Genomic DNA, 14598 nt, shown 5'->3' with positions numbered 1-14598 from the left:
TATGTTGATTTATAAAGACAATTTAGCTTTATTTAACTTGAATGAGAACCATGAAGAGCGTAAAATTCTCTCATTTCAAACCTATTTCATATTAAAACAATCAAAATCATTTTTTTGCATGTGACAAAGTAGGGGTGGTTTGTGGAAAAACTGTACAAAAAAGAACCCTCCCTTAAGAGCCATCTCAAGAGCTAAGGAGTATAGGCAACATTCGGAGCTGGTAAAGTGGAGCTCACGGGCCTTTTTATAAGCGTAAAGATAGTGCTATTTAATGGCTTTATCATTATACCATTCATGGGATCCATCATGAAAAGGGCTTGGGTAGCTTAAGAAATATTTTTTTAAGAAAGCCAATGAATGAACAATCCAAGGGTATTTTATCTTACAGAATTTTTATGTGCTACACATTTATGCGCTCATTTTGAAAAGACATTTTTCAACGCATATTCCTCCTTCATTTCACAATGACATCTGTGAAGAGTAGCAGCCTACCTCTAAAGGGTATAAAATTTACTGAGCATGGCTATTTTTGTCTCATAAAATTGCCAACCGACAGCACCTATATGACTTGGCCAATTTTCATAATTTTTCAGCAGCATTTGGCAGTGTTTATGAGGAGCGTTTTTACTCTTTTCTTCAATATGTTACCCCAACACTAACGCGATTTGTGGTGTGCAAAGGAGTGCTTTTAATTATTTTAATAAGAGAGAGGAGAGTTGTAATGAGAAAAATTTACAATATTCAGTGTTATTGACAATAAAATTCTACTTCTTTTTAAAGTTAGATCAAAACTCATGGGAAAATTCTTTATAAGATTTTAGAATATTTATTAATAAAAAGAAGAAAAAGTTTATCTTTATTGTTTTTATCAGTTAATGGACATTTTAAGTTTAAAGGACAAGTTTTGAGAAGTCTGCAACCGCTTGTGTAATCGTGTGAATACGTTTAAGAAGAGCAAGACGGTTGGCGCGAACATTGGAGTTTTTATCGTTCACCAATACCTTTTCAAAGAATAGGTCAATCAATTTTCCAAGTGGCGCCAGAATACTGAGTGCACATGATAAATTTGTTGCATTGATGGGAGCAAGAACCTTTTTTTCTGCTTCACAGATTGCATGATAGAGCTGCTTTTCTTCTGTCTCAATAAAGAGCTCAGGATTAATTTCATTTGCGATTGTTGTGTTTTTTTGAAATTCATTTTCAAGAATATTGGCAGTACGTTTTACCGAGGCTACAAAATTCATTCCATCATGGGTATTAATAAAAGCAATAAGAGATTCGACATGACGTGCAACCAATAAAAAATCATCAGAATCTTTATTTAAAACAGCTTCAAGAGCATCGTAGCGAGCCCCTTCTTCTTTTAGATAGATTTTTAGGCGGTCATGAAAAAAGAATAACAGATCAGATAAAATAGCTTCTGTTTTTTCTGGAAAAAGATTTTGCAATTGTGGATTTTCTCTTTGAGAGATTTCATGTTTATTTTTTTGTTGTACGAAAAGATTCGTTGCCAACTGAAACAGTGGCATAAGATTGATTTTCCAATCCCGCGAAAGTACAAGCCTAATAATTCCTAAGGCTGCTCGTCTTAATGCATAGGGATCTTTTGAACCGGTTGGTTTTTCATTAATGAGCCAAAAGCCAACAAGCATGTCAATTTTGTCGGCGAGCATAACGGTTATAGCCAGAGGTTCTTGCGGAAGGCGATCTATTGGACCTTGAGGTTTATAATGGTCTTCAATTGCTACAGCTACGCGAGGATCTTCCCCTTGAAGAAGGGCATATTTGTGCCCCATTACCCCTTGTAGTTCAGGAAATTCTCCGACAATTTCTGTTTGCAAATCAGCTTTTGCAAGGATTGCTGCACGTTTTGCTAAAAGAGGATCTGCTTGTATTAAAGGTGCAATTTTTTGTGCGAGTGTAGCGATGCGTTCTATTCTTGCACCTTGCGTGCCTAATTTGGCGTGAAAAGTGACATTCAAATGATCAAGTCGCGCCATTCTCTGATCGAGAGGTTTTTTTATATCAAGATCAAATTTTTTTATAGAAGATTCCAATTGTTGAATATCAGGCAAATCATGCTGATCTGTTTGCCAAAAATAGAGAGCATCAGAAAGGCGAGCACGGACAACCTTAGTATTTCCTTTCGAAATTTCCTTTCCTTCATCATTGGCAAGAATATTAGAAACAAGAATAAAATGATGAGAAAGTTTTACCTTTTCTCCTTGTTTACGGGTGACAAAGCATTTTTGATTGGCCCGAATGGTCAAGCGAATAATTTCTGGAGGAATATCAAGGAACGATTTGTCAAAATCACCCATAAGGATAACAGGCCACTCAACAAGACCAGCAACTTCTTCTAAGAGAGCATCATCTTGAACCAGTTCTAAACCGTTTGCAAAGCAAAGATTTTGGGCATCCGCTAAAATAATATTCTTTCGTCTTTCGGCATTCAGAATGACTTTATGGTTTTCAAGTTGTGTCACATAATCATCAAAGCGGCGCACTTGAAATGGTTTTCCGTCACTTAAAAAACGATGACCATAAGTTAGATTGTTACTTTCAAGAGAACCAATTGTAAACGGAATAACATGTGTTTCACCAATTTCTGGTCCGAAGATGCAAAGAATATTTTGTAAAGGCCGAATCCACTTTAGAGCACCACTTTTTGCTGAATCTTTTCCCCAACGCATAGATTTCGACCACGGAAAGTTGCGAATAATATCTGGTAAAATATTGGCAATAATTTCTTCTGCAGCACGGCCTTTTTTTACAATTTTAGCAATATAAAACTCCCCTTTTTTATCATCATGTCCAATATGTGCTTCAGAAATATCGTTAAGCCCCGTTGCACGTAAAAAACCTTCAATGGCATGCTGTGGTGATTTTGTACTGGGCCCTTTGCGTTCTTCATGAATATCTTTTGAGCGTGTGGAAAGTCCACGTATGTCCAATGTTAGTCGACGAGGTGTCCAATATTCACAAGCAGCTTTATAGGTCAATCCAGCATTCACGAGTTGATCTGTAACAGCTTTTTTTAGATCAGCAGCAGCTTTTCGTTGCATACGCGCGGGGATTTCTTCACTGAAAAGTTCAAGAAGAAGATCAGACATTAGGTTTCTCCAGTGTATATTTGTCCAGCTTCTGTGAGTAAGAAGGCTTCCCCACAACGGCGCGCAAGATCACGAACGTGAAGAATATAATTTTGTCGTTCAGTTACAGAAATAACGCCACGTGCTTGCAAAAGATTAAAGATATGGCTTGCTTTAATACATTGATCATAGGCAGGAAAAACACAGCGATGGAAGAGCTTTTCTTTGTTGGGTTTTCCAAATTCAAGAAGAGCGTTACATTCGCGTTCGGCATCGATAAAATGTTGGTGAAGCAATCTTGTATCAGCAAATTCGAAGTTATAATATGAATATTCCTGTTCTGTCTGTAGAAAAATATCTCTATAACTTATTTTGTTTTCTTCTTCCAAACCATTAAAGTTAAGATCATAGACATTATCAACCCCTTGGATATACATTGCTAAACGCTCAAGACCATATGTAAGTTCTCCTGAAACTGGAGCGCATTCAATGCCGCATACTTGTTGAAAATAAGTAAATTGAGAGATTTCCATCCCATCACACCAACATTCCCATCCGAGTCCCCAAGCGCCAAGGGTTGGGCTTTCCCAATCATCTTCAACAAAGCGAATATCATGCAGTCTTGTATCAAGTCCAATAGCGTGTAGCGACTTTATATAAAGTTCTTGTAGATTGGGCGGAGAGGGTTTGAGAAGCACTTGGAATTGATAATAGTGTTGTAAACGATTTGGATTCTTACCATATCGGCCATCTGTTGGACGCCGAGAGGGTTGGACATAAGCGACTTTCCAAGGCCGTGGACCTAGAGAGCGTAGCGTTGTTGCTGGATGAAAAGTTCCAGCTCCGACTTCCATATCGTAAGGTTGTAAAATCGCACATCCATAATGGGCCCAATAATTTTGCAAAGTTAAGATGAGTCCCTGAAAAGAACGTTTGGGGTTAAGATGTTCAGGCAGTTTCACGCTTTATACTCTTTTTAAATATTGAATAATACAGATAGCGACCAAAGAAATTTTAGTCTCTCTGTTTATTATTTTATTATGTGGTTTACGGTTAAGCATTGTTTATTGCAAACCAAATTTCAATTTTTTCTGAATTTGTTCAGAATTTTCTGGTTTTCCGTCAATTGCGTGGTTCCATTGAAATATCGCTTCACGTTTACGTCCAACCTTCCAATAGGCATCTCCTAAATGATCATTCAATGTTGGGTCTTCGGGGTGTAATTTGACAGCATTTTCCAATATTTGGACTGCTTTGTTGTATTCTTTTAGTTTATAATAAACCCATCCTAACGAATCGAGAATATAACCATTCTTAGCTTGTAAAGTAGAAGCTTTTTGTAGCATATGGAGCGATTCTTCAAGCTTCTCACCTCGTTCTACAAGGGAATAGGCTAAATAATTCAGAACATGTGGTTGGTTTGGGAAAAATTCAAGTGATTTTCGCAAATCAATTTCTGCTTTTGGCCACTGTTTTAGACGTTCAAAAGCAATACCACGCTGATAAAAAAGCATCCAATCATCCTGCTGAAAGTTTTTTATCTGAGCAATAGCACGGTTTAGAATTTTAGTCGCTTCAAGAAATTGATTATCCTGCATATAAAAAGCAACGAGTGTTATCAAAATGTTACGATCACTGGGAAACTTTTTATTTAATAATATTAGTAGTTTTATTGCTTCTTTATAATCATTGTGATTGGTAAGAAGGAATGCAAGATGAAGTTGTCCATCTTTATAATAGGGAGATTTAGGGGATAAAGCGCGATAAAGTTTAATGGCTCGATGAGGATCGCCCAATTTAGCAGAAATGTTTGCGAGCTGAAATAGTGTTGCGTCATTTTGAGGGTATAAGGTAAAAGATAACTGTTTAAAAATACGTGCAATATGCCCTGAGTTTTTATGGTTAAGGGATGTCCCAAAATTATATAACACTTCTGCTGCTCCCTGTTGGGGCGTTTTAATCAGTTTTTCTAAGAAAGCATTTTTTTCAATTTTTTCTCGAAAACTTTTAAGGACTTCTCGACCTGACAACATTTGCTCACCATGCTGGATTGTCTGAAGAGCTTGGTTGCGCATATCATGGCGCAATTGGAATGAGGCATAGGCTGTAATAATACGTTCATAGGTGTTAGGAGCCATAAGAGCTTCCTGTTTGTTACTCAGTGCTTTAATGAAATATTTTTTTGCATCCTGTGGTCGTTCTGCAAGGTCGCTCATAAGTGCTAGATAATAAGATATAAAAAGATCGTACCAAGCGGGCCCTTTGAGTTTCTTAAGATCAGCGATTGCCTGAGATTTTTGTCCAGATCCAAATGTAATCCAAGCATTGATGAGTTCAGGTATTGGGTTATTGGCTGTGGGAAGTTCTTTTAACTGCAGAAAAAGCTTTGCATTCTTGTAATCTTTTTTGATGAGACTTTCTACTGCTAGGGTTAAGGAAACAAAAAGCGTTATAACATTTTGCTCTTTGAGTTTTTTTGCTTGTTGTACAGCTTCTTTAAAGTCTCCGACCGAAAGCATAGCTTCAAGGAGCTCTTTTTTTATTTCAATGTTATCAGGTTGATAAACGAGTGCTTGTTTAAAATAATTGATGGCAAGATCTGTTTTATTTTCATGATTTGCGACCCTTCCAGCTAAATAAGCACCTGTGAATGAGTTTGTATGAGTTGCCGTACTTGTTTTACTGTAGGTAGGAGATGGTATCAGCATGATACCCACGATAAAGAGGGTAAAAAGTCGGGATACCGTTGCAGAGCACATGGAGCTAATCCTTTTCAAGATAATCAATCGAGTGTATCGTTTATAAATCATATTTCATTATTTTTTTGCAAAATATTGCGATTCTTGCAAAGAATCAGTTTACGCGTGTAATACAAAATTCAACAGTTTCAATGAGAGCATTGTAAGCAGAATTTTTATTCATGGGAATAAGAGCATCAATTGCACGTTTCCCATAGATGCGTGCTTGTTCTATTGTGTCTGTGAGACTATTACATTTCTCTATTAAGTGTTGCGCGTGTGCGAAGGCTTCATTATTGTTATTGCCATCTTCAAGTGATTCTTTCCAGAAAGCTTTTTCTATCCTATTTCCACGCTCATATGCGAGAATAACAGGCATTGTGATTTTTCCTTCTCTAAAATCGTCCCCTATATTTTTTCCTAAGTTTTGAGCACTACCACTATAGTCAAGTGCGTCATCAATCAATTGGAAAGCTAATCCTAAAGATTTTCCATATTCACGTAATGCAGAACGCTCTTTATTTCCATAACCAGCAACAATGGGCCCGACTTCAGCAGCTGCTGAAAAAAGTGCTGCTGTTTTTGCATTGATAATTTTGAGATAGTCTGAAGGACTTGTTTTGATATTTTTTGCAGCAGAAAGTTGCATAACTTCTCCTTCAGCAATAATTGCAGCAGCGTTTGCGAGAACAGAAAGCGCTTCTATAGAGCCAACATCGACCATCATTTTAAAAGCTTGTCCTAACAGGAAATCTCCAACAAGAATACTTGCTTGATTTCCCCAAATCATTCGTGCCGTAGACTTTCCGCGTCGTAAATTACTTTCATCAATCACATCATCGTGTAACAAGGTTGCTGTGTGCATAAATTCAACGGCTGTTGCGAGTTTGATATGTCCGTCACTTTGATAACCAAACATATGAGCAGAAGCTAATGTGATCATTGGGCGTAATCGTTTTCCACCTGATGCAATAAGATGATTAGAAATTTCAGGGATCATCTCAACTTCTGATTTTGCCATAGAGAGAATAAATTGATTGACGCGCCCCATATCTTGTTGCGTAAGATCGACAAGAGATTGAAGAGAAATTTGATTATTTCTTATTTGTTTTGGTTTGATAATTGCACTCAATATGTTGACTCCTAGAGTATTGCAATGGACATATATAAATTTTATTTATTCGCTAACATAAAGGGGGTTTTGTTTTGACTCAAGCTTTTGATGGTGCTTTGAAGTGTAAGCTTGGGATGATATTGGCAAGAAATATTTTTTAGTGGGTGTATGTTGTTATTATGAAATGATAAAAAAATTAAAAAAGCAGTTGAAGGGCAAAAGGATAACTTTAAGGGTGAGTTAGGCTTTTAAATGGATAAAATAACGAATCAGAGTGATAAAACGATTGACAGTTTTCATCGAGGAAAATTTTATTTGGTTCAACCCCACAAGCATGGTCATCGTTCTGGAATGGATGCTATGTTATTAGCCAGTTTGGTTCCCAGTAATTTAAAAGGTAAGGTTGTTGATTTAGGGGCGGGGGCTGGAGCGGCAGGATTGGCTGTTGCTGCGCGTTGTCTGAAAGTTCACGTTACCTTAGTTGAACGTTCTACCTTTATGGTATTTTATGCTCAAAAAACGCTTCAGCTAAGACAAAACAAACAATTTTCTGGCCGAATTTGTTTGCTAGAAGCAGATGTTACCCTCAAAGGGAATGCTCGTATAAGAGCAGGTTTGATAGATAATAGCTTTGATTTTGCAATTATGAATCCACCTTTTAATAATCCTACCGATCGTAAAACACCTGATAAACAAAAATCTGAAGCACATGTTATGTCTGAAGCGATGTTTGATAACTGGTTACGTACAGCAGCAGCTATCGTTAAGCCCGGTGGATATTTAGGGCTCATTGCGCGTCCACAATCACTCACGGATATTTTGCATGCTTTAGAAGGGCGCTTTGGGGGTATTTGTATAATTCCTGTGCACGCACGTGCAACAACAGCAGCAATTCGTCTTTTATTTTATGCAAAACGAGGGAGTAGAGCAGCTTTATCTATTTTACCGCCATTGGTTATACATGAAGACAATGACCATATTTTTTCACCACGGATTGATGCAATTAATAATGGATGTATAAGTTTTTGGGAACTTTTAAAATGATATTTTAAAAATAACATCTTGTATTTTCCAATTTATTATTTAAATTTAAGTTCAACTTTTAACTATTTAAGGATATTGAATTGATGTTTGAACTTGCATTTTAGACTTGTTTGGGGACCTTTGTATTTGGTTACGGTCTGCCTCTTTTATTACTTTTTTTTTTCCCCTAGTATATAAGAAAGTTTTATTTTGATGAGCATACTCAAGAATCTTATTCCATCTTGTTTTTTTTCTAGTCGACTTGTTATTCCTGTGGTGCGTCTTCATGGCGCGATTATGGATTCTACAACATTAATGGCACGGACACTTTCATTTAGTAAGTGTGTTAATCTTTTAGATAGGGCTTTTGCGTACAAAAAAGCACCAGCTGTTGCAATTCTTGTAAATTCTCCTGGTGGTTCTCCAGTACAGTCACGTTTAATTTTCAAGCGTATCCGTGATTTAGCAGAGGAAAAAAAGAAACAGGTTCTTGTCTTTATTGAAGATATAGCTGCATCGGGTGGTTATATGATTGCTTGTGCGGGAGATGAGATTTTTGCTGATCCTTCTTCGATTGTTGGCTCTATAGGAGTTGTTTCTGCTTCCTTTGGATTTCCGGAACTTTTGAAGAAGATTGGTGTAGAACGGCGCGTTTACACAGCAGGAAAGAACAAGGTTACACTCGATCCATTTCAGCCAGAAAAAAAGGCTGATATTGATCATTTGAAATCTATACAACTTGAAGTGCATCAAACTTTTATTGATTTGGTTCAAGAGCGTCGTGCAGAAAAATTATCAAATGATCCGGATATTTTTACAGGAATGTTTTGGAGTGGAAAGAAAGGCGTTGAACTTGGTCTTGTCGATGGATTAAATGATGTACGTTCTGTTATTAAGGAGCGCTTTGGGGATGATACAAAGCTTCGATTAATTATGCCTCCAAAAAGCCTTTTAGGACCTAAGGTTCCTTCTGGAGTTGCTGCTCATGCGGCTTATACAGCAGTTGATAGTGCGTTAACAGTATTACAAGAGCGCGCGCTTTGGCAGCGTTATGGTTTGTGATAGAAAAGGCTATTTAAGCGATAAGGGATTTTTATCTACAAACAGATGTTAAAAGGAAAACGCCTTCAAATGATACGAATGAGAATATGTCGTTTATTTTGTACGAAAGTTCTTCATAATATTTATTGTTTGTTTAGAAAAAAAATGAAAAATATTTCAAACTGTTTATGTATGGTGCTGGTGATAAAAGTATGAATAAATGGGAAATCGTTGTAGAAGAATCCTGTACAAGTGAATATTATGTCATATGATATCGGATGTATAAGTTTCATTCCAAAGGTATGTCTTATGTGTTTACACCCATTAAATTGAATTTAGCTCTGCATGTTGTAGGGCAACGTGCTGATGGTTATCATTTCATAGAAAGTTTGGTTTATTTTAGTCTTAGTGGTGATTATCTCCACTATGCGCCTTGTGAAAGTAATCAGTTTGTTTTGACGGGACCATTTGCAAAAGAACTTGTGTCTCATTCAGATAATTTGGTTATTCGTGCACGGGATTTTATGCATAAGGCTTTTCCTGAAAGGGCTAAACCTGCTTTTTTTAGACTTGTAAAAACACTTCCTATTGCTTCAGGCATTGGTGGTGGTTCAGGTGATGCCGCAGGAGTTATCAGCATATTGCGTCAACAGTGGAATCTTGATTGTTCTTGTGAAAAATTAGCAAAAATGAGTTTAGTTCTTGGTGCTGATGTTCCCATGTGTCTTTTTGCATTGGAATATCAGCAGCCACTTCTGGTCAAAGGGATTGGCCAAGAGATTATACGATTAAAAGAAGCTTGTTCTCTTGCGATCGTATTGGTTAATCATGGCCAAGAGATTTCAACACAAGCTGTTTTTAAGGCGTTAGACAAGCGTCATCATTCTTCTTTAAAAATTAATCCAGTTGCTTTAAAGAGCGTTGATTCATTGGTTGAAGCTTTACAAGAAACGCGAAATGATCTTTTTTCTCCGGCATTAAAAATGGCACCTCAGTTAGCTAAAGTGTTATCTATATTGGATGAATGTGGCTCTCTTTTTTCTCGTATGTCTGGAACAGGAGCAACTTGTTTTGGCATTTTTAAAAATCAACAAGCAGCACAAAAGGCCTCTCTTTTTATCAAATCAATGCATCCAAATTGGTTTGTAAAATCGATAATGACTTTGGGAACTATCTGAGAAATAAAGGTTTTCATTTTACCATGATTCTATTATACAGATGAAGAAAGTAACTAAAGAAGTCTATTTTTTAGATAAAATGAATACATGCTAGAATAAGCTTTTAGAAAAGAAAATGGATGATAGAATATTCTATTAATTTTATATTTTATTTCTATCTTTTGTGCAAAAGTTTACGAAATGTTTGAAGAGCTGTTTAAAACTGTAACGCTTGTAAAAGATAAGCAGCTTGTAGAAGTAGGTGTATGTTTATTGTATTTGTGATTTATCAAAGAGGTTTAATTTGCCGCTTCAACCAAATTTTTCGTGCGAATTAGATTTGCAGAAACAGGGTTTTTTTCATGTAGCAGGGGTGGATGAAGTAGGACGGGGACCTCTCGCTGGTCCTGTGGTAACGGCAGCAGTTATCTTGGATAAAGATCATATTCCTGATGGGTTAAATGATTCAAAAAAGCTTTCTTTTCTTCAACGAAATAGGCTTTATCATGAAATTTTGCAAAGTGCATTAGCCATTTCAGTTGCGAGTCTTTGTGCCCATACAATTGATCAATCTAATATTAGAAAAGCAACTTTAGAAGCAATGCGTCGCTGTATTACAGGGTTAGCTGTTCCAGCCCACTATGTATTGGTTGATGGGCGCGATATCCCCTCTGAGTTATTCTGTCCTGCAATGGCATTGATTAAAGGTGATCAGCGTTCGGTTTCAATTGCAGCAGCATCTATTATTGCGAAAGTAACGCGTGACCGGATGATGGAATGTGCAGGGCAAGTTTATAAAGATTATGGTTTAGAGAAGCATGTAGGTTATGCAACGCAAGCCCATCGTACAGCTCTTGATAAATATGGTCCAATTGTAGGGCTACATCGTTATAGTTTTGCACCACTCAAAAACCTATAGGAATGATGTGCCATGACGATTCGCCCCCTCAATAGCACTTCGATAAAAGAAGCAATAACGCTTCTTGAACAAGGCAGGTTAGTAGCGTTACCAACGGAAACTGTTTATGGATTAGCGGGCGATGCAACCAATGGAAGGGCGCTCTCTTCTATTTTTTCTACAAAAAAGCGTCCGCAATTTAATCCTCTTATTGCGCATGTCAACGGTATCGAAATGGCGGAGCGCTATGTTGAAATTGATTTTCTTTCACGCAAACTAATGGAAGCGTTTTGGCCTGGTCCTTTGACATTGGTTTTACCTTTAAAGGAACAGCATAATATCCATCCTTTAACGACTGCTGGTTTGAATACATTGGCTATTCGTTTTCCAGACAGTCGTTTTGCGGAAATTGTACAATATTTGGGCCGCCCACTTGCTGCGCCTAGTGCGAATCAATCAGGGTGTCTTAGTCCTACTTCGGCTGAGGCTGTTTTTGCCTCTTTGGGGGAATCGGTTCCTTTGATATTGGACGGAGGACCTGCGAAAATAGGGCTTGAATCAACGATTATTAAGGTTTGTGGTGAAAATATTTATCTTTTACGTCCAGGGGGACTTGCGGCTGATAAAATTGAGGTAGTTGTGGGGAAGTCTTTAAAACGGATAGATCAAAGGGCGGCGATTGAAGCTCCAGGGATGTTAAAATCACATTATGCGCCCAATGCTGCGATTCGTTTGAATGTAGAAAAGGTGGAAAATGGTGAAGCGCTTTTAGCATTTGGTCCAAAGCGCGTTATGGGGGCTGAAAATGCCGCCTTTACTTTAAATCTTAGCAAGGAAGGAAAGCTGGAAGAGGCCGCTTCTCATTTATTTCAATACATGAAGGAATTAGATTTATTTAATGTGAGATGTATTGCCGTAGAACCTATTCCATCATATGGACTAGGGGAGGCTATCAATGATCGTCTTATACGGGCTGCAGCTCCAAGGGAGGAATGAACATGGAGCAAGAATTAATTGAGCGGTTTAGAGAAATTGTTGGTGCCAAGCATGCTATAACAGATCAGGCATTGATTGCGCCGTATTTACTCGAAGAGCGGGGGCTTTTTCATGGCAAAACACCCTTACTTTTACGTCCATCTTCACCGCAAGAAGTCTCATTGATTATGCAGTTAGCGAGCCAAACACGCACACCAATTGTACCTCAGGGTGGAAATACAGGGCTTGTGGGAGGGCAACAACCAGATGAAAGAGGAGAGAGCGTTCTTTTATCCATGGAGCGATTAAATAAGATTAGAGCGATGAATCTAGAGGGGAATTTTGTTGTTGTAGAAGCTGGTGTTATTTTACAGAATCTACAAAAAAAAGCGGATGAATCAGGTCGTTTTTTTCCTCTTTCTTTGGCATCTGAAGGTTCTTGCCAAATAGGGGGAAATCTTTCGTCAAATGCTGGAGGGACTGCTGTTTTAGCCTATGGAAATATGCGTGATCTTTGTCTTGGTTTAGAAGTTGTTTTACCGGATGGTCGTATTTTGGATGATTTGCGCTTTGTTAAAAAAGACAATAGCGGTTACGATTTAAAAAATCTTTTTATTGGAGCAGAAGGCACATTAGGTGTTATAACTGCGGCCGTCTTGAAGATTTTTCCAAAAATAAAAGCAAAAGCAATTGCTTTGGTAGGATTATATAGTCCAGCGAAGGCTCTAGAGTTTTTATCTCTGGCGCAAGAATATGGAGGAGGGATGGTGACGGGTTTTGAGCTCATGGGAAATCTCAGTTTTCAAATGGCTTTAGATTATAAGATGTGTGAGCAGTCTCCTCTCAAACAGAAACATGAATGGTATGTCTTAATGAACATTTCATCGTTGCAAGGTGATGATGAGGCGTTATCGGTGTTGAATATTATTTTGGAAAAAGCCTTAAAGAGGGGGGTGATAGAAGATGCAATTGTTGCGCAATCTTTAAAACAGCAAGATTTTTTTTGGCAGTTGCGAGAAAGTATATCATTGGCACAAAAGTTGGCGGGAGGATCTATTAAGCACGATATTGCAGTACCACTTGCTTCCATTCCTGATTTTATTGCTGAGGCAGCACTTATTGTTGAAGATATTGCTCCAGGGGCGCGGGTGGTTTGTTTTGGACATATGGGGGATGGAAATTTGCATTATAATGTTACACAGCCGATAGGCGCTGATACGACAGCATTCTTGCGTTTATGGTCAAAAATGAACCATTGCATTCATAGATTAGTGATGGATTATCAAGGTGCATTTTCTGCTGAGCATGGAATTGGTCAGCTTAAGCGCGAAGAACTTCGTTCTTTTAAATCGCCTGTCGCATTGGATATTATGCGAGGAATAAAAAAGACACTCGATCCTTTAGGAATAATGAACCCTAGAAAAGTATTATAATTCAAGAATGCTGAGCATGTATTTTTGTTTAGATTTTAATAACCAAAAAAGAAACCAGTTGTTTTTTATTCAAACTTTTAATAATTCAATGAGGAAAAGCTGCTAAAAGGTGTATGTTATTTAAGATAAATTGGGACCCTGTATATGGCTAATCAATGCTTTAATCAGGCAAAAGCGGTGCTTGAATTTCGGTTAGATCCGTGCCATTTGCCACAAACGACGACATATTTTTCATCTAAAACGGGCAATAAGGTCATTTGTTCGTTAAATGAGCGCGGTGTTTTTTTTAAAACGGATAAGCCTTCAAGCTTATCGCATTTAATACCCCCTTATCATTTTAAAGGAATTGCGGCACGTACCGTAAAAACACGTTCAGGAGAAAGAGCAGTTGCATTAGAGTTACTTCATGCAGATGAGGAATCTTGTATCCCACTTTTGGTTTCCAGAGATTTGAATAATGTTCTTCTGGATTGGCGGTTATGGGCGGATACTTATAGCCTTCCCATGCTTATGATTAATGAAGATGATAGCGTTGTCGTTGTAAAAGATCGTTCTGATTTACATCGATTTTTTTGTAAAACGCCGCATTCTAAACAAAAGCGTTTTTTACTGCGTTATAGCAACCCGTTAGGTTTGCGTTTGGTTATCGCGAATCGAATTGCATTTCAGTAATATTAATAGGCATTTATTTTTATACGATCCTAGCATTGATTTTGTTGTGCCATAAAACACCATTATTTAGTGTTGTGATATAAGGCGCGCAACCTTCACATATGAAGTGTTTTAGCGGGAGTGTAAATATTCTTCAGTTTTCTTGTCGCGCCTTATGTCAATAAAACATATGAGAATAAATCCAAGAGTAGTTTGTCATTGGCATATGTATATTTTGACAACAGATTTTGCATCAAGTTATTTTTTCAAAAGTTTTTAAGAGATTCTCAAAAGCTCTTCAAAGACCCTTCATAGATCATAGTCCCTTTCATGAATCCTTTTCTTTTCTGCTCAAAATCGCCATTTGAGATGATTCATTCTTGAGCCGGAGTCGGATTATTTAATCATCAGCATACATAAGATGTCTAATCCTTTTAGCACAAATTGACTGATCATTTTCCGCATCCCAAATACTT

Annotated in this window: 11 protein-coding genes; 7 read left to right on the top strand and 4 right to left on the bottom strand. The window is 37.6% G+C overall.

The genetic code is table 11. From position 1 onward, the window contains the following. Positions 1–890 precede the first annotated feature (890 nt). From glyS to CEV08_RS05375, 4 genes are all read right to left on the bottom strand, one after another. Positions 891–3113: a glycine--tRNA ligase subunit beta gene (gene glyS / locus CEV08_RS05390; protein ID WP_100130693.1), complete on the bottom strand. Its 2223-nt coding sequence runs from the start codon at positions 3111–3113 to the stop codon at positions 891–893. After that, positions 3113–4054 (bottom strand): glycine--tRNA ligase subunit alpha, encoded by a 942-nt coding sequence (locus CEV08_RS05385; protein ID WP_100130692.1) that lies wholly within the window; start codon positions 4052–4054, stop codon positions 3113–3115. The genes glyS and CEV08_RS05385 overlap by 1 nt, the downstream gene beginning before the upstream one ends. Before the next feature lie 102 nt (positions 4055–4156). After that, on the bottom strand, positions 4157–5851 hold the full coding sequence (locus tag CEV08_RS05380; RefSeq protein ID WP_100130691.1) for a tetratricopeptide repeat protein: 1695 nt from the start codon (positions 5849–5851) through the stop codon (positions 4157–4159). A 94-nt stretch (positions 5852–5945) separates the two neighbouring features. Next, the gene (locus tag CEV08_RS05375) at positions 5946–6962 is read right to left on the bottom strand and encodes a polyprenyl synthetase family protein (RefSeq protein WP_100130690.1); all 1017 of its coding nucleotides are present in this window, start codon (positions 6960–6962) and stop codon (positions 5946–5948) included. A gap of 234 nt (positions 6963–7196) precedes the next feature. On the opposite strand from CEV08_RS05375, the gene CEV08_RS05370 reads away from it, so the two are divergent. From CEV08_RS05370 to CEV08_RS05340, 7 genes are all read left to right on the top strand, one after another. Continuing rightward, a complete protein-coding gene (locus CEV08_RS05370; RefSeq protein ID WP_100130689.1) occupies positions 7197–7988 on the top strand; it encodes a tRNA1(Val) (adenine(37)-N6)-methyltransferase in 792 nt (263 codons plus the stop codon). A gap of 192 nt (positions 7989–8180) precedes the next feature. Then, entirely contained in the window at positions 8181–9029 is an 849-nt protein-coding gene (locus CEV08_RS05365) for a S49 family peptidase (RefSeq protein ID WP_100130688.1), read from the top strand. 257 nt (positions 9030–9286) lie between these two features. After that, a complete protein-coding gene (locus CEV08_RS05360; protein WP_100130687.1) occupies positions 9287–10186 on the top strand; it encodes a 4-(cytidine 5'-diphospho)-2-C-methyl-D-erythritol kinase in 900 nt (299 codons plus the stop codon). A gap of 256 nt (positions 10187–10442) precedes the next feature. Further along, complete coding sequence (locus tag CEV08_RS05355; RefSeq protein WP_245407045.1) at positions 10443–11084, top strand: ribonuclease HII; 642 nt, start codon at positions 10443–10445, stop codon at positions 11082–11084. Positions 11085–11096: 12 nt separating this feature from the next. Beyond that, positions 11097–12059, top strand: a complete 963-nt coding sequence (locus CEV08_RS05350) for an L-threonylcarbamoyladenylate synthase (protein WP_100130685.1) — start codon at positions 11097–11099, stop codon at positions 12057–12059. Positions 12060–12061: 2 nt separating this feature from the next. Continuing rightward, positions 12062–13471, top strand: coding sequence for an FAD-binding oxidoreductase (locus tag CEV08_RS05345; protein ID WP_100130684.1), 1410 nt, complete (start codon positions 12062–12064; stop codon positions 13469–13471). A 144-nt stretch (positions 13472–13615) separates the two neighbouring features. Continuing rightward, the gene (locus CEV08_RS05340) at positions 13616–14143 is read left to right on the top strand and encodes a DUF6101 family protein (protein ID WP_100130683.1); all 528 of its coding nucleotides are present in this window, start codon (positions 13616–13618) and stop codon (positions 14141–14143) included. Positions 14144–14598 lie beyond the last annotated feature (455 nt).

This window comes from Bartonella tribocorum (assembly GCF_002778015.1).
GTDB classification, from domain to species: domain Bacteria; phylum Pseudomonadota; class Alphaproteobacteria; order Rhizobiales; family Rhizobiaceae; genus Bartonella; species Bartonella tribocorum_B.
This window is presented reverse-complemented; position numbering and strand designations above follow the sequence as displayed.

Excerpts from the sequence above, each read along its gene's own strand:
- glyS (WP_100130693.1), bottom strand. The coding sequence starts at position 3,113 with ATGTCTGATCTTCTTCTTGAACTTTTCAGTGAAGAAATCCCCGCGCGT.
- CEV08_RS05380 (WP_100130691.1), bottom strand. The coding sequence starts at position 5,851 with ATGTGCTCTGCAACGGTATCCCGACTTTTTACCCTCTTTATCGTGGGT.
- CEV08_RS05370 (WP_100130689.1), top strand. The coding sequence starts at position 7,197 with ATGGATAAAATAACGAATCAGAGTGATAAAACGATTGACAGTTTTCAT.
- CEV08_RS05365 (WP_100130688.1), top strand. The coding sequence starts at position 8,181 with ATGAGCATACTCAAGAATCTTATTCCATCTTGTTTTTTTTCTAGTCGA.
- CEV08_RS05360 (WP_100130687.1), top strand. The coding sequence starts at position 9,287 with ATGTATAAGTTTCATTCCAAAGGTATGTCTTATGTGTTTACACCCATT.
- CEV08_RS05350 (WP_100130685.1), top strand. The coding sequence starts at position 11,097 with ATGACGATTCGCCCCCTCAATAGCACTTCGATAAAAGAAGCAATAACG.
- CEV08_RS05345 (WP_100130684.1), top strand. The coding sequence starts at position 12,062 with ATGGAGCAAGAATTAATTGAGCGGTTTAGAGAAATTGTTGGTGCCAAG.
- CEV08_RS05340 (WP_100130683.1), top strand. The coding sequence starts at position 13,616 with ATGGCTAATCAATGCTTTAATCAGGCAAAAGCGGTGCTTGAATTTCGG.